The 17,158-nt window shown below is 43.8% G+C and carries 9 protein-coding genes, 2 tRNA genes and 3 rRNA genes; 13 read left to right on the plus strand and 1 reads right to left on the minus strand.

Annotation, left to right across the window (positions count from 1 at the left end; translation table 11 throughout):
• From dnaA to rrf, 12 genes are all read left to right on the plus strand, one after another.
• Positions 1 to 1,341, plus strand: a complete 1,341-nt coding sequence (gene dnaA, locus MHH68_RS00005) for a chromosomal replication initiator protein DnaA (RefSeq protein WP_058013178.1) — start codon at positions 1 to 3, stop codon at positions 1,339 to 1,341.
• 196 nt (positions 1,342 to 1,537) lie between these two features.
• Positions 1,538 to 2,674: a DNA polymerase III subunit beta gene (gene dnaN / locus MHH68_RS00010; RefSeq protein WP_041815072.1), complete on the plus strand. Its 1,137-nt coding sequence runs from the start codon at positions 1,538 to 1,540 to the stop codon at positions 2,672 to 2,674.
• Positions 2,675 to 2,824: 150 nt separating this feature from the next.
• Positions 2,825 to 3,040, plus strand: a complete 216-nt coding sequence (gene yaaA, locus MHH68_RS00015; RefSeq protein WP_041815077.1) for a S4 domain-containing protein YaaA — start codon at positions 2,825 to 2,827, stop codon at positions 3,038 to 3,040.
• Between the two features lie 16 nt (positions 3,041 to 3,056).
• Complete coding sequence (gene recF, locus MHH68_RS00020) at positions 3,057 to 4,169, plus strand: DNA replication/repair protein RecF (RefSeq protein ID WP_058013177.1); 1,113 nt, start codon at positions 3,057 to 3,059, stop codon at positions 4,167 to 4,169.
• 17 nt (positions 4,170 to 4,186) lie between these two features.
• Positions 4,187 to 4,432, plus strand: coding sequence for an extracellular matrix/biofilm biosynthesis regulator RemA family protein (locus tag MHH68_RS00025; protein WP_061406453.1), 246 nt, complete (start codon positions 4,187 to 4,189; stop codon positions 4,430 to 4,432).
• A 57-nt stretch (positions 4,433 to 4,489) separates the two neighbouring features.
• On the plus strand, positions 4,490 to 6,406 hold the full coding sequence (gene gyrB / locus MHH68_RS00030; RefSeq protein ID WP_058013868.1) for a DNA topoisomerase (ATP-hydrolyzing) subunit B: 1,917 nt from the start codon (positions 4,490 to 4,492) through the stop codon (positions 6,404 to 6,406).
• Positions 6,407 to 6,634: 228 nt separating this feature from the next.
• On the plus strand, positions 6,635 to 9,136 hold the full coding sequence (gyrA, locus tag MHH68_RS00035) for a DNA gyrase subunit A (RefSeq protein WP_339164666.1): 2,502 nt from the start codon (positions 6,635 to 6,637) through the stop codon (positions 9,134 to 9,136).
• 366 nt (positions 9,137 to 9,502) lie between these two features.
• Positions 9,503 to 11,051 (plus strand): 16S ribosomal RNA (locus MHH68_RS00040).
• Positions 11,052 to 11,146: 95 nt separating this feature from the next.
• Positions 11,147 to 11,223, plus strand: a tRNA-Ile gene (locus MHH68_RS00045).
• A gap of 14 nt (positions 11,224 to 11,237) precedes the next feature.
• A tRNA-Ala gene (locus tag MHH68_RS00050) sits at positions 11,238 to 11,313 on the plus strand.
• A gap of 98 nt (positions 11,314 to 11,411) precedes the next feature.
• Positions 11,412 to 14,342 (plus strand): 23S ribosomal RNA (locus tag MHH68_RS00055).
• A gap of 61 nt (positions 14,343 to 14,403) precedes the next feature.
• Positions 14,404 to 14,519 (plus strand): 5S ribosomal RNA (gene rrf / locus MHH68_RS00060).
• The 16S, 23S and 5S rRNA genes sit together here with 2 tRNA genes alongside, the layout of an rRNA operon.
• Positions 14,520 to 14,539: 20 nt before the next feature.
• Here rrf and MHH68_RS00065 read toward each other — a convergent pair.
• On the minus strand, positions 14,540 to 15,499 hold the full coding sequence (locus MHH68_RS00065) for a YaaC family protein (protein WP_339164667.1): 960 nt from the start codon (positions 15,497 to 15,499) through the stop codon (positions 14,540 to 14,542).
• Between the two features lie 121 nt (positions 15,500 to 15,620).
• Here MHH68_RS00065 and guaB point away from each other — a divergent pair, with 121 nt between their 5' ends.
• The gene (gene guaB, locus MHH68_RS00070) at positions 15,621 to 17,087 is read left to right on the plus strand and encodes an IMP dehydrogenase (protein ID WP_268498368.1); all 1,467 of its coding nucleotides are present in this window, start codon (positions 15,621 to 15,623) and stop codon (positions 17,085 to 17,087) included.
• Positions 17,088 to 17,158: the final 71 nt, after the last annotated feature.

Raw genomic sequence — 17,158 nt, forward strand, 5'->3', positions numbered from 1 at the left:
ATGGAAAATATTTTGGATCTGTGGAATAAAGCACTTCAAAAAATAGAGACAAAGTTGAGCAAACCTAGTTTTGAGACATGGATGAAATCGACAAAAGCCCATTCTCTTCAAGGTGATACGCTCACAATTACGGCACCTAATGAATTTGCTAGAGACTGGCTCGAATCAAGATATCTCCACTTAATTGCTGATACCATCTACGAACTGACAGGTGAAGAGCTCAGCATTAAATTTATTATTCCTCAAAATCAAGATGAAGTGGAAGCTATGCCAAAGTCTCCAATTAAAAAAATATCTAAAGAAGATCCCGTCGATATTCCACAAAATATGCTGAATCCAAAATATACATTTGATACTTTTGTTATTGGTTCAGGCAACCGATTTGCGCATGCCGCTTCACTTGCTGTTGCGGAAGCACCAGCAAAAGCATATAATCCGCTCTTTATTTATGGGGGCGTTGGTTTAGGAAAGACTCACTTGATGCATGCGATTGGTCATTATGTCATCGACCATAATCCATCAGCCAAAGTGGTCTATCTATCATCTGAAAAATTTACAAATGAATTTATCAACTCAATTCGAGACAACAAAGCTGTCGATTTCCGTAATCGCTATCGGAATGTCGATGTGCTTTTGATAGATGATATTCAATTTTTAGCAGGAAAAGAACAAACACAAGAAGAGTTTTTCCATACATTCAACACACTTCACGAAGAAAGTAAGCAAATCGTCATTTCTAGTGACCGGCCGCCGAAAGAAATTCCGACACTTGAAGACAGATTACGCTCTCGATTTGAATGGGGCCTAATCACAGACATTACCCCGCCAGATTTAGAAACGCGTATTGCGATTTTACGAAAAAAGGCAAAAGCAGAGGGCTTAGACATTCCGAATGAAGTCATGCTTTATATTGCCAATCAAATCGACAGCAACATTCGTGAACTGGAGGGTGCGTTGATTCGTGTCGTTGCTTACTCTTCTTTAATTAATAAAGACATCAATGCGGATCTAGCAGCTGAGGCGCTAAAGGACATCATTCCTTCATCGAAGCCAAGGGTCATTACAATTAAAGATATTCAAAGAATTGTAGGGCAGCAATTTAATATTCGTTTAGAGGATTTCAAAGCGAAGAAACGTACAAAGTCAGTTGCTTATCCAAGACAAATTGCCATGTATCTCTCTAGAGAAATGACCGATTCCTCTCTGCCTAAAATAGGAGAAGAATTTGGAGGTCGTGATCATACGACTGTCATTCATGCTCATGAGAAGATTTCGAAATTAATGGTTGAGGATGAACAGCTTCAGCAGCATGTGAAAGAAATCAAAGAACAATTAAAATAACCTGGCTGATATAATAAGTACGGGAAAATGTGAATAACTAGAACATAGTCATACACAGTCTGTCCACATGTGGATAGGCTGTCTTTCCTTTCTTTTTACCGACTTATCCACATATTCACAAGCCCTACTATTACTTCTACGATTTTTATTAATAAAATATATATACATGTCATTAAGAAAATTTAGGAGGACCACTATGAAATTCACGATTCAAAAAGATCGTCTTGTCGAAAGTGTCCAAGATGTATTAAAGGCCGTATCCTCTAGAACAACGATCCCTATTTTGACAGGGATCAAAATTGTTGCATCTGATGAGGGGGTTTCTCTCACAGGAAGCGACTCTGATATCTCAATTGAATCCTTTATTCCTCAAAGAGATGGAGATTTAGAAGTAATCACGATTGATCGTCCAGGGAGTATTGTGCTTCAGGCCCGCTTCTTTAGTGAAATTGTGAAGAAACTGCCGATGGCTACTGTCGAAATTGAAGTAGAACAAAATCACCTCACCATCATCCGTTCTGGTTCAGCGGAATTTAACTTAAACGGTCTAGATGCGGAGGAATATCCACATCTTCCGCAAATCGAAGAGCATCATGCATTTCAAATTCCGACAGATCTACTTAAAAACTTAATTCGTCAAACCGTTTTTGCAGTGTCCACCTCAGAAACACGTCCTATCTTGACAGGTGTAAACTGGAAGGTGGAAAAAGGTGAATTAATATGCACAGCGACGGATAGTCACCGTCTTGCTTTAAGAAAAGCGAAGCTGGATATTGACGAGGAAAGCTCATACAATGTTGTCATTCCAGGGAAGAGCTTAACAGAACTAAGTAGAATCCTTGATGACGGACAAGATCTTGTGAGCATCGTGATTACAGAAACGCAAGTTCTCTTTAAAGCACAAAACGTGTTGTTCTTCTCAAGATTGCTGGATGGTAATTATCCAGATACAGCTCGCCTGATCCCGCAGGAAAGTAAAACAGATGTTGTGGTCAACACGAAGGAATTCCTTCAAGCTATTGATCGTGCATCACTTTTGGCAAGAGAGGGACGTAATAATGTTGTAAAGCTGTCAGCTGATCCTGAACAAAGCCTTGAGATTTCTTCTAATTCACCTGAAATTGGTAAAGTAGTCGAAACGGTTCAAGCAGATGATATTAAAGGGGAGGACCTCAAAATCTCCTTTAGTCCAAAATATATGCTAGATGCGTTAAAAGTATTAGAGGGAACAGAAATTCATGTAAGTTTCACTGGTGCCATGAGACCGTTTCTGTTGCGCACACCAAATGATGATTCAATCTTGCAGTTGATTCTTCCAGTCAGAACATATTAATTCAATCTAAAATAGCTGCTGTGTGAGTGCACAGCAGCTTTTCTTCTCGTTCACCATGCTTTCTTTCATCCCGGTTCGCTTTCCCCCTTTCCTTCTTGTCTTGTTTTTTAGTACAATTAGATATTAGTGATATTGAAAGAGGTCGATACAATGCCTAATCCTATAACCATTGAGAAAGAAATGATTACATTAGGGCAATTTTTGAAATTAGCCGAAGTCATCCAATCTGGCGGAATGGCGAAATGGTTTTTAAGTGAACATGAGGTGTTCATTAATCAAGAGCCAGATAATAGACGGGGACGCAAACTATACCCAGGAGATGTTGTCGAGATAGAAGGTTATGGCACATTTCAAGTTGTGAATTAGAAACGGGTGACAATACATGTACATTCAAAGTCTGGCGTTAACTTCATACCGAAACTATGAACACACCGAGCTTCAATTCGACAACAAGGTGAATGTCATGATCGGTGAGAATGCCCAAGGTAAAACGAACTTGATGGAAGCAATCTATGTATTGTCGATGGCAAAGTCGCATCGTACGTCAAATGATAAAGAACTTATCCGATGGGACCAAGACTATGCTAAAATAGAAGGTAGAGTCATTAAAAAAAATGGTCCACTCCCAATGCAGCTCGTGATCTCCAAAAAAGGGAAAAAGGGCAAGGTCAATCACATTGAACAACAGAAGCTCAGTCATTATGTTGGTGCGCTAAACACCATCATGTTTGCACCAGAGGACTTAAGTCTTGTAAAGGGCAGCCCGCAAATCCGCAGAAGATTCCTCGATATGGAGATTGGACAAGTTTCTGCTGTCTACTTGCATGATTTATCGCTCTATCAAAAAATTCTCTCTCAGCGGAATCATTACTTGAAACAACTGCAGACAAGAAGGCAAACGGATCAAGCGATGCTGGAGGTTTTAACAGAGCAGTTGATTGATGCAGCTGCGAAGGTTGTCAAAAGACGACTGACTTTTACGAAACAGCTCGAAAAATGGGCGCAGCCGTTGCATTTTGGCATATCTAGAGAGCTAGAAACACTCACGCTCCAATACCAAACGGCGATAGAGGTATCAGAAGCGTCAGACTTGTCGAAAATAAAGAATAGCTATGAAGAATCGTTTCAGAAACTAAGAGACAGAGAAATAGACCGAGGAGTGACGTTGTGGGGACCTCACAGAGATGACCTTCTTTTCTTTGTGAATGGTCGGGATGTTCAGACATATGGCTCTCAAGGGCAGCAAAGAACAACAGCTCTTTCACTAAAGCTGGCAGAAATCGACTTGATACACGAAGAAATCGGAGAATATCCCATTCTTCTACTCGATGATGTTTTATCTGAACTTGATGATTACAGACAGTCTCATTTGCTCCATACCATTCAGGGACGTGTACAGACCTTCGTCACCACAACAAGTGTTGAAGGCATCGATCACGCCACCTTGAAAGAAGCGGAAATTTTCAGAGTAGCCAGTGGAAAAGTAATTGACTGATAAATGAGGTGTGGGTCTTGTATATTCATTTAGGTGATGATTGTGTTGTTTCTACACGAGAGATTGTCGCAATTGTTGATTACAAAATGAGGTCGTCTTCTGTTGTAGAAGAGTTTCTTCAAAAACAAGAAGGACAAATCATTTCGTTATCGCATGGGACACCCAAATCCATCGTCGTCACAACTAAATCTGTTTATTACTCTCCTCTTTCCTCAAGCACGCTCAAAAAACGTGCTTCATTTGTGATTGAAATTGAAGTCTAAAAGCTCAATTCATATAAATATATCGTTTAAGAAAAGTGTAGGTGAATGTACGTGGCAATGGAACAGCAACATAATAGTTATGATGAAAATCAGATACAGGTGCTTGAAGGACTAGAAGCTGTTAGAAAACGTCCAGGAATGTACATTGGGTCAACCAGTGCAAAAGGACTTCACCATCTTGTATGGGAAATTGTCGACAACAGTATTGATGAGGCTTTAGCTGGGTATTGCACAGATATTACGGTGCAAATTGAAAAGGATAATAGCATTACAGTGAAAGATAATGGCCGCGGAATTCCTGTTGGGATTCATGAGAAAATGGGACGTCCTGCTGTAGAGGTTATTATGACTGTTCTTCACGCTGGCGGTAAATTTGACGGCAGCGGTTATAAAGTATCTGGCGGTCTGCATGGCGTAGGGGCATCTGTTGTTAATGCGTTATCTACGACCTTAGACGTGACCGTATATCGTGATGGGAAAATTCATTATCAACAATTCAAACGCGGTGTTCCAGCTGGAGATTTAGAGATCATTGGTGAAACAGATGTTACAGGGACAACCACTCATTTTGTGCCAGATCCAGAAATTTTTACTGAAACCATTGAATTTGATTACGACACACTTGCTAACCGTGTACGTGAGTTAGCTTTCTTAACAAAAGGTGTAAACATCATTATTGAAGACTTACGCGAAGGTAAAGAACGACGAAATGAATACTGCTACGAAGGCGGTATTAAGAGCTATGTAGAACATTTAAATCGCTCAAAAGAAGTCGTTCATGAAGAACCTGTTTACATCGAAGGTGAAAAAGACGGAATCACGGTTGAAGTGGCATTACAATATAACGATTCCTATACAAGCAACATCTATTCCTTCGCCAACAATATCAACACGTATGAAGGCGGAACACACGAAGCGGGCTTTAAAACAGGTCTGACGCGTGTCATCAATGATTATGCTCGTAAAAATGGCGTATTCAAAGATGGAGACTCGAATTTGAGCGGTGAAGATGTGCGAGAAGGCTTAACAGCCATTATCTCTATCAAACATCCAGATCCTCAATTCGAAGGACAAACGAAGACAAAGCTTGGGAACTCAGAAGCAAGAACCATTACCGACTCCCTTTTCTCTGAAGCACTTGAGAAATTCCTCTTAGAGAACCCTGATTCTGCAAAGAAAATTGTGGAAAAAGGCGTGATGGCAGCTCGTGCAAGAATGGCTGCCAAAAAGGCACGTGAGCTGACAAGACGTAAAAGTGCACTGGAAGTCTCCAGCTTACCGGGGAAACTAGCGGACTGTTCTTCTAAAGACCCTTCCATCTCTGAACTCTATATCGTAGAGGGAGATTCTGCGGGTGGATCTGCTAAGCAAGGTCGTGATCGTCACTTCCAAGCAATCTTACCGTTAAGAGGGAAGATCCTAAACGTTGAAAAAGCGCGACTAGATAAAATTCTATCGAACAACGAGGTTCGTTCAATGATTACAGCGTTAGGAACTGGAATCGGAGAAGACTTCAATTTAGAGAAAGCTCGCTATCACAAAGTTGTGATTATGACCGATGCCGATGTGGATGGAGCGCACATTCGAACGCTGCTTTTAACATTCTTCTATCGCTACATGCGTGAAATCATTGAAAACGGTTATGTGTATATTGCACAGCCGCCTTTATATAAAGTGCAGCAAGGAAAACGTGTTGAGTACGTGTATAACGATAAACAGCTAGACGAGCTGTTGAAATCACTTTCTCAAACACCAAAACCTGGACTTCAGCGTTATAAAGGTCTTGGAGAAATGAATGCTTCTCAGCTTTGGGAAACAACAATGGATCCGGATGCGAGAACACTTCTTCAAGTGACACTTGAGGATGCAATCGATGCTGATGAGACATTTGAAATGCTCATGGGAGATAAAGTAGAGCCGAGAAGAAACTTTATCGAAGAAAATGCGCAATACGTGAAAAACCTCGATATTTAGATCCCTACTGAGAACAACCTTATTTCTTGTTTGGAATAAGGTTGTTTTTCAAGAAATAGGGGCGTGTAACCAATGTCCTGTTTTTCCGTGTTTTCGTTGATTTTCTAGTAAATAAATGTGTATAAAGACGAGATTATTGATATAATGGAGAATAGTCTTGTGAAGATAAATACATATTTTACTCCCACATAATTTATTTCATGTGATACGTAAAGGGAGGTTCTTATAGTGAGTGAACAACATACACCAAATGTACGCGAAGTGAATATTAGTCAGGAAATGCGTACGTCTTTTTTAGATTATGCAATGAGTGTGATTGTGTCGCGTGCATTACCAGATGTGCGTGACGGATTAAAGCCCGTGCATCGAAGAATTTTGTATGCGATGAATGACCTAGGTATGACAAGTGATAAACCATTTAAGAAATCTGCACGTATTGTCGGGGAAGTTATCGGTAAGTATCACCCTCATGGTGACAGTGCTGTATACGAAGCGATGGTTCGTATGGCGCAAGACTTCAACTATCGTTATATGTTAGTAGATGGTCATGGAAACTTTGGTTCAGTCGATGGAGACGGAGCAGCGGCGATGCGTTACACCGAGGCACGTTTATCGAAGATTTCTATGGAAATCCTCCGTGATATCACTAAGGATACCATTGATTATCAGGATAACTATGACGGCAGTGAAAGAGAGCCAATGGTGATGCCTGCAAGATTCCCGAACTTGTTGGTCAACGGAGCGACAGGAATTGCTGTAGGCATGGCGACTAATATTCCACCGCACCAACTAGGTGAAGTGATTGATGGGGTATTGGCTATCAGTCAAAACCCGGAAATGACCACACAGGAGCTTATGGATATCATTCCAGGTCCAGATTTCCCAACAGCAGGTCAAATCATTGGTCGAAGTGGTATTCGAAAGGCGTATGAAACAGGGCGCGGCTCTATTACATTAAGAGCAAAATCGAATATTGAGGAAACATCTAGTGGTAAACAGCGCATTGTTATCAATGAGATTCCTTACCAAGTCAACAAAGCCCGTTTAATTGAAAAAATTGCTGATCTTGTACGTGATAAAAAGATTGATGGCATTACAGATTTGCGTGATGAATCAGACCGTAATGGTATGCGTATTGTCATTGAACTGCGTAGAGATGCAAACGTCCATGTTCTATTAAACAATCTTTATAAACAAACGACACTTCAAACGTCATTTGGTATCAACTTATTAGCACTTGTTGATGGACAGCCGAAAGTCTTGTCCCTCAAACAATGTCTTGAGTATTATCTAGAGCATCAAAAAGTGATCATTCGCAGAAGAACAGCGTATGAGCTGCGTAAAGCAGAAGCAAGAGCACACATTTTAGAAGGTCTGAGAATTGCACTTGATCACTTAGATGAAGTTATTGCTTTAATTAGAGGCTCTCAAACTGCGGAAATCGCAAGAAATGGTTTGATGGAAAACTATAGCTTGTCCGAAAAACAGGCACAGGCCATTCTTGATATGCGACTTCAGCGTTTGACTGGTCTAGAACGAGAAAAGATAGAAGATGAATATAAAGGACTTGTTGATTTGATTGCTGAATTAAAAGCCATTTTAGCAGACAATGAGAAAGTACTTGAAATCATTAGAGAAGAATTAACAGAAATTAAAGAACGCTTCAATGATACGCGCCGTACTGAAATTGTGACAGCGGGTATTGAAACAATTGAAGACGAAGATTTGATTCCTGTTGAGAACATCGTGATTACGCTGACGCATAATGGTTATATCAAGCGTCTCCCAGCGTCTACATACCGCAGTCAAAAAAGAGGCGGTAAAGGTGTCCAAGGAATGGGAACCAACGAAGATGATTTCGTTGAACAGTTGATTTCAACATCGACCCACGATACGATTCTTTTCTTCTCTAATAAAGGGAAGGTTTATCGTGCGAAAGGGTACGAGATTCCTGAATTCGGACGGACAGCGAAAGGGATTCCGATCATTAACCTTCTTGAAGTAGAAAAGGGAGAATGGATTAACGCCATTATTCCTGTAAGCGAATTTGATGAAAATTCGTATCTCTTCTTTACAACAAGACACGGTGTATCAAAACGGACGACATTGTCTCAGTTCGCTAACATTCGAAACAACGGTCTTATTGCACTTAGCCTTCGTGACGAGGATGAACTGATGGCTGTTCGTTTAACCAATGGAGAAAAACAAATCATCATTGGAACGAAAAAGGGAATGCTGATCCGTTTTGACGAGACTGATGTTCGAGAAATGGGACGTACGGCAGCTGGAGTGAAAGGGATCACACTTTCCGAAGATGACATTGTCGTAGGTATGGAAATCCTTGAGCCAGATGCAAACGTATTGATTGTAACTGAAAAAGGATATGGCAAACTAACCCCTGAAAAAGAATACCGTGTTCAAAGTCGTGGCGGTAAAGGTCTTAAAACGTGCAAAATCACTGACAATAACGGCCCACTTGTCACAGTGAAAGCAACTAATGCTGAAGCCGAAGAAGACTTGATGATCATTACAGGAAGCGGTGTAATCATTCGTATGGCCGTTTCTGACATTTCGACAACAGGTCGAGTCACTCAAGGTGTTCGCCTAATCCGTCTCGGTGATGAGGAACATGTCGCAACAGTGGCATTAGTTGAACAATCACAAGAAGACGATGAAGATGATGAAGAGAACGTAGAAAATATAGAGTCAGATCAAGAGCAATCTGAGTAAAAATAAAGCCGGTTCTACACCGGCTTTATTTTTTTTGAAAAAACACCACTTTTTTTGAAATTTATAATGCTTTTTTCATAGATATGTGTTAATCTTTCAAAGGAGCAAAAAGAGGCTCTATTTTTTATCTCATTCCCCAGTAAAAACTTCTTAGAAAAACAAAATGTTTTTTAAGAAAAATGTTGACTGTTGATAGAGATATATGATATATTTAAGTGGTCGCTTTAAGAGAGTGACACACAAGTTCTTTGAAAACTAAACAAGACAAAACGTACCTGTTAATTCGAGTTTTTATAAAAAAATCCTATGAAATATCATAGGTAGTCAGTCAAACGCTGACGAAAAACAAAACTTCGGTTTTGTACTTTTTCGGAGAGTTTGATCCTGGCTCAGGACGAACGCTGGCGGCGTGCCTAATACATGCAAGTCGAGCGAACAGAAGGGAGCTTGCTCCCGGATGTTAGCGGCGGACGGGTGAGTAACACGTGGGTAACCTGCCTGTAAGACTGGGATAACTCCGGGAAACCGGAGCTAATACCGGATAGTTCCTTGAACCGCATGGTTCAAGGATGAAAGACGGTTTCGGCTGTCACTTACAGATGGACCCGCGGCGCATTAGCTAGTTGGTGGGGTAATGGCTCACCAAGGCGACGATGCGTAGCCGACCTGAGAGGGTGATCGGCCACACTGGGACTGAGACACGGCCCAGACTCCTACGGGAGGCAGCAGTAGGGAATCTTCCGCAATGGACGAAAGTCTGACGGAGCAACGCCGCGTGAGTGATGAAGGTTTTCGGATCGTAAAGCTCTGTTGTTAGGGAAGAACAAGTGCGAGAGTAACTGCTCGCACCTTGACGGTACCTAACCAGAAAGCCACGGCTAACTACGTGCCAGCAGCCGCGGTAATACGTAGGTGGCAAGCGTTGTCCGGAATTATTGGGCGTAAAGGGCTCGCAGGCGGTTTCTTAAGTCTGATGTGAAAGCCCCCGGCTCAACCGGGGAGGGTCATTGGAAACTGGGAAACTTGAGTGCAGAAGAGGAGAGTGGAATTCCACGTGTAGCGGTGAAATGCGTAGAGATGTGGAGGAACACCAGTGGCGAAGGCGACTCTCTGGTCTGTAACTGACGCTGAGGAGCGAAAGCGTGGGGAGCGAACAGGATTAGATACCCTGGTAGTCCACGCCGTAAACGATGAGTGCTAAGTGTTAGGGGGTTTCCGCCCCTTAGTGCTGCAGCTAACGCATTAAGCACTCCGCCTGGGGAGTACGGTCGCAAGACTGAAACTCAAAGGAATTGACGGGGGCCCGCACAAGCGGTGGAGCATGTGGTTTAATTCGAAGCAACGCGAAGAACCTTACCAGGTCTTGACATCCTCTGACAACCCTAGAGATAGGGCTTTCCCTTCGGGGACAGAGTGACAGGTGGTGCATGGTTGTCGTCAGCTCGTGTCGTGAGATGTTGGGTTAAGTCCCGCAACGAGCGCAACCCTTGATCTTAGTTGCCAGCATTTAGTTGGGCACTCTAAGGTGACTGCCGGTGACAAACCGGAGGAAGGTGGGGATGACGTCAAATCATCATGCCCCTTATGACCTGGGCTACACACGTGCTACAATGGACAGAACAAAGGGCTGCGAGACCGCAAGGTTTAGCCAATCCCATAAATCTGTTCTCAGTTCGGATCGCAGTCTGCAACTCGACTGCGTGAAGCTGGAATCGCTAGTAATCGCGGATCAGCATGCCGCGGTGAATACGTTCCCGGGCCTTGTACACACCGCCCGTCACACCACGAGAGTTTGCAACACCCGAAGTCGGTGAGGTAACCTTTATGGAGCCAGCCGCCGAAGGTGGGGCAGATGATTGGGGTGAAGTCGTAACAAGGTAGCCGTATCGGAAGGTGCGGCTGGATCACCTCCTTTCTAAGGATATATGGAGCAGTGTGCGTTTTCGTCTTGTTTAGTTTTGAAGGAACTTGCAAAAGATCCTACAACATCATATCTTCGATATGAAAGATGGGCCTGTAGCTCAGCTGGTTAGAGCGCACGCCTGATAAGCGTGAGGTCGGTGGTTCGAGTCCACTCAGGCCCACCATCTTCTATTAAATCGGGGCCTTAGCTCAGCTGGGAGAGCGCCTGCCTTGCACGCAGGAGGTCAGCGGTTCGATCCCGCTAGGCTCCACCAACGTGTTCTTTGAAAACTAGATAACAATAAGTAATACATTCACATTGAATGCAATGCAAAGTTCATCACACATAGTGATTCTTTCTAAAGTAAGAAATGGTTAAGTTAGAAAGGGCGCACGGTGGATGCCTTGGCACTAGGAGCCGATGAAGGACGGGACGAACACCGATATGCTTCGGGGAGCTGTAAGCAAGCTTTGATCCGGAGATTTCCGAATGGGGAAACCCACTGCTCGTAATGGAGTAGTATCCATACTTGAATACATAGAGTATGAGAAGGCATACCCGGGGAACTGAAACATCTAAGTACCCGGAGGAAGAGAAAGCAAATGCGATTCCCTGAGTAGCGGCGAGCGAAACGGGAACAGCCCAAACCAAGAGGCTTGCCTCTTGGGGTTGTAGGACACTCTATACGGAGTTACAAAGGAACGATATAAGCGAAGAGGTCTGGAAAGGCCCGCCAAAGAAGGTAACAGCCCTGTAACTGAAATGTTGTTCTCTCCAGAGTGGATCCTGAGTACGGCGGAACACGTGAAATTCCGTCGGAATCCGGGAGGACCATCTCCCAAGGCTAAATACTCCCTAGTGACCGATAGTGAACCAGTACCGTGAGGGAAAGGTGAAAAGCACCCCGGAAGGGGAGTGAAATAGATCCTGAAACCGTGTGCCTACAAGTAGTCAGAGCCCGTTAAAGGGTGATGGCGTGCCTTTTGTAGAATGAACCGGCGAGTTACGATCCCGTGCAAGGTTAAGCAGAAGATGCGGAGCCGCAGCGAAAGCGAGTCTGAATAGGGCGCATGAGTACGTGGTCGTAGACCCGAAACCAGGTGATCTACCCATGTCCAGGGTGAAGTTCAGGTAACACTGAATGGAGGCCCGAACCCACGCACGTTGAAAAGTGCGGGGATGAGGTGTGGGTAGGGGTGAAATGCCAATCGAACCTGGAGATAGCTGGTTCTCTCCGAAATAGCTTTAGGGCTAGCCTCAAGGTAAGAGTCTCGGAGGTAGAGCACTGATTGGACTAGGGGCCCCTACCGGGTTACCGAATTCAGTCAAACTCCGAATGCCGATGACTTATCCTTGGGAGTCAGACTGCGAGTGATAAGATCCGTAGTCGAAAGGGAAACAGCCCAGACCGCCAGCTAAGGTCCCAAAGTATACGTTAAGTGGAAAAGGATGTGGAGTTGCTTAGACAACCAGGATGTTGGCTTAGAAGCAGCCACCATTTAAAGAGTGCGTAATAGCTCACTGGTCGAGTGACTCTGCGCCGAAAATGTACCGGGGCTAAACGTATCACCGAAGCTGCGGACTGTTCTTACGAACAGTGGTAGGAGAGCGTTCTAAGTGCTGTGAAGTCAGACCGGAAGGACTGGTGGAGCGCTTAGAAGTGAGAATGCCGGTATGAGTAGCGAAAGACGGGTGAGAATCCCGTCCACCGAATGCCTAAGGTTTCCTGAGGAAGGCTCGTCCGCTCAGGGTTAGTCGGGACCTAAGCCGAGGCCGAAAGGCGTAGGCGATGGACAACAGGTTGATATTCCTGTACCACCTCCTCACCATTTGAGCAATGGGGGGACGCAGGAGGATAGGGTAAGCGCGGTATTGGATATCCGCGTCCAAGCAGTTAGGCTGGGAAATAGGCAAATCCGTTTCCCGTGAAGGCTGAGCTGTGATGGCGAGCGAAATTTAGTAGCGAAGTTCCTGATTCCACACTGCCAAGAAAAGCCTCTAGCGAGGTGAGAGGTGCCCGTACCGCAAACCGACACAGGTAGGCGAGGAGAGAATCCTAAGGTGATCGAGAGAACTCTCGTTAAGGAACTCGGCAAAATGACCCCGTAACTTCGGGAGAAGGGGTGCTTCTTAGGGTGTTAAAGCCCCGAGAAGCCGCAGTGAATAGGCCCAGGCGACTGTTTAGCAAAAACACAGGTCTCTGCGAAGCCGTAAGGCGAAGTATAGGGGCTGACGCCTGCCCGGTGCTGGAAGGTTAAGAGGAGCGCTTAGCGTAAGCGAAGGTGCGAATTGAAGCCCCAGTAAACGGCGGCCGTAACTATAACGGTCCTAAGGTAGCGAAATTCCTTGTCGGGTAAGTTCCGACCCGCACGAAAGGCGCAACGATCTGGGCACTGTCTCAACGAGAGACTCGGTGAAATTATAGTACCTGTGAAGATGCAGGTTACCCGCGACAGGACGGAAAGACCCCGTGGAGCTTTACTGCAGCCTGATATTGAATGTTGGTACAGCTTGTACAGGATAGGTAGGAGCCTTGGAAACCGGAGCGCTAGCTTCGGTGGAGGCATCGGTGGGATACTACCCTGGCTGTATTGACCTTCTAACCCGCTGCCCTTATCGGGCAGGGAGACAGTGTCAGGTGGGCAGTTTGACTGGGGCGGTCGCCTCCTAAAATGTAACGGAGGCGCCCAAAGGTTCCCTCAGAATGGTTGGAAATCATTCGCAGAGTGTAAAGGCACAAGGGAGCTTGACTGCGAGACCTACAAGTCGAGCAGGGACGAAAGTCGGGCTTAGTGATCCGGTGGTTCCGCATGGAAGGGCCATCGCTCAACGGATAAAAGCTACCCCGGGGATAACAGGCTTATCTCCCCCAAGAGTCCACATCGACGGGGAGGTTTGGCACCTCGATGTCGGCTCATCGCATCCTGGGGCTGTAGTCGGTCCCAAGGGTTGGGCTGTTCGCCCATTAAAGCGGTACGCGAGCTGGGTTCAGAACGTCGTGAGACAGTTCGGTCCCTATCCGTCGCGGGCGCAGGAAATTTGAGAGGAGCTGTCCTTAGTACGAGAGGACCGGGATGGACGCACCGCTGGTGTACCAGTTGTTCTGCCAAGGGCATCGCTGGGTAGCTATGTGCGGACGGGATAAGTGCTGAAAGCATCTAAGCATGAAGCCCCCCTCAAGATGAGATTTCCCATTCCGCAAGGAAGTAAGATCCCTGAAAGATGATCAGGTTGATAGGTCTGAGGTGGAAGCGTGGTGACACGTGGAGCTGACAGATACTAATAGATCGAGGACTTAACCTTTATTCTAATGTGAAGTTTGAACATTGTTATCTAGTTTTGAGAGAACATTCTCTCCATCAGGTTTGGTGGCGATAGCGAAGAGGTCACACCCGTTCCCATACCGAACACGGAAGTTAAGCTCTTCAGCGCCGATGGTAGTTGGGGGTCTCCCCCTGTGAGAGTAGGACGCCGCCAAGCTTGTCTAAGGATCAGTTCCATTAGGAACTGGTCTTTTTTGTTTTTTCTTCTAATAGCATCATGATATAAGCTGGGAACTTCTCTTCGGCAATCTCCATGTAGCGCTCAATCATGACGTAATCATCACTAATGTATTGAGACAGTAGCTCGTACCACCATTCAGTTTCGTAGCGGGCAATCATACTAAGGTTATACATTAATAAGTAATGGCTGATGACCTCAGGAATCCCTAAAAAGGAATCACGCGTTGACGGAATATACCATTGATCCATTTCTAAATCATAATGAAGATGAGTGGCGAGCGCTGGATTTTCTTCTAGTGATACATCAAATGTCAGCTTTTTCGCTTCTCTCTGTCTGAGTTTCCAAATTGTATGAAACTCAAAATATTCAATAAAGCGTTCAGCAGACATGTTATAAAGCAATGGAATATGATCTTGAATCATCATCCCATTGGCCTTTTCCACCTTAACTAATGTAGAGGGCTGTTTTTGAAACTCTAGAATATGACTCATTTCCGGTATCTTTGAAAGGAGATGAATCATCGTAAATCGCTCATCTTCAAGTCCATTTAAATGAAATAGATGCTTTAACACATGCATGCATAGTCCATTTCGCTGAATTTTCACCTCATCTTCACTAAAACGGTAATGCTGCTTCTTTCTCTTTCTCGATGTTACACCATGCGCTAAAACAGAGGTTTGAGAAGGATAGTGAGGGTCAACTGTCAGTAAACATGCCTTTAGCAACTGAGCCATTCCATAAAACAATAAAATGGGCTTCAGTTCGAGTGGAGCGATAGCTGCCTGTTCATAGAACGTATGACCATGCTTTAAAAAATAAATAAACCGTTCACAGTTCTTATAGGCTTGCTGGTTTGCATCTTGAATGCTCTGTTTCTCATATTGTTGATATAGAAACTTTTGGGAAGTTTCGAGTGAGTAAAAACGTTTTAAATCCTTCCATCCTGAACTTTTCATCTTCTTCCTCAACTCTCTTTATATTTTCTAAAAATTGCAACTGTTTGTTGCTTCCTTGACATGCTGTTTGCTAGTTGATAATCTACATATAATATTTTGCCGAAAAGAGGGGGATTTACTAATGTGGGAAAGTAAATTTTCAAAAGAAGGTTTGACGTTTGACGATGTTTTGCTTGTTCCAGCTAAGTCTGAAGTACTTCCGCGAGATGTCGATTTATCAGTTGAGTTAACAAGCACATTAAAACTAAACATTCCAATTATCAGTGCAGGAATGGACACGGTGACTGAATCACAAATGGCGATTGCAATGGCACGTCAAGGTGGTCTTGGTATCATTCATAAGAACATGTCTATTGAGCAACAAGCAGAGCAAGTGGATAAAGTAAAACGTTCAGAGCGCGGCGTTATTACAAATCCATTCTTCTTAACACCTGAGCATCAAGTATTTGATGCAGAGCACCTAATGGGTAAGTACCGTATTTCAGGTGTACCGATTGTAAATAACATAGAAGATCAAAAGCTTGTCGGTATTATTACGAACCGTGACCTTCGATTTATTTCGGATTATTCAATGAAGATTAGCGATGTGATGACAAAAGAGGAACTTGTGACAGCTTCTGTAGGTACGACGTTAGAAGAAGCTGAAAAAATTCTACAGCAATATAAAATTGAAAAATTACCTCTTTTAGATGACGAAGGAATGTTAAAAGGTCTCATCACCATCAAAGATATTGAAAAAGTGATCGAATTCCCTAACTCCTCTAAAGATGCGCATGGCCGTTTAATTGTTGGTGCCGCTGTTGGTGTCACTGGCGATACAATGACTCGTGTAAGAAAATTAGTCGAAGCCAATGTGGATGTCGTTGTCATTGATACGGCACATGGTCATTCACAAGGTGTTCTAAACACTGTATCAAAAATCCGTGAAACATATCCTTCTCTTAATATCATTGCTGGTAATGTTGCAACAGCCGAAGCAACTAAAGCATTGTTTGAAGCAGGAGCAGATATTGTGAAAGTCGGTATCGGACCAGGATCTATTTGTACAACACGTGTTGTTGCAGGCGTTGGTGTACCACAAATCACAGCGATCTATGATTGTGCAACAGAAGCAAGAAAACACGGTAAAGCTATTATTGCAGATGGTGGAATTAAATATTCAGGTGATATCGTAAAAGCTCTAGCATCTGGTGGACATGCTGTAATGCTTGGAAGCCTTCTAGCTGGTACATCTGAAAGCCCAGGAGACACAGAAATTTTCCAAGGTAGACGCTTCAAAGTATATCGCGGTATGGGCTCAGTCGCTGCAATGGAAAAAGGAAGTAAAGATCGTTACTTCCAAGAAGATAATAAAAAATTCGTTCCAGAAGGTATTGAAGGCCGTACACCATACAAAGGACCAGTTGTTGATACAGTGTATCAACTCGTTGGCGGTATCCGCTCTGGTATGGGCTATTGTGGAACACAGGACTTACGCTCTCTTAGAGAAGATGCACAGTTCATTCGAATGACTGGTGCAGGGCTTCGTGAGAGTCATCCACATGATGTACAAATTACAAAAGAATCACCAAACTACACAATTTCTTGATAAATTGTGACAATCAAATTACATTTGACAGGGTCTATGACTCTGTCTATTTTTTTTGTCTTTATTGTGAT

It is taken from the genome of Bacillus sp. FSL K6-2841 (assembly GCF_037976435.1).
In the GTDB taxonomy this organism is placed as follows: domain Bacteria; phylum Bacillota; class Bacilli; order Bacillales; family Bacillaceae; genus Bacillus; species Bacillus pumilus.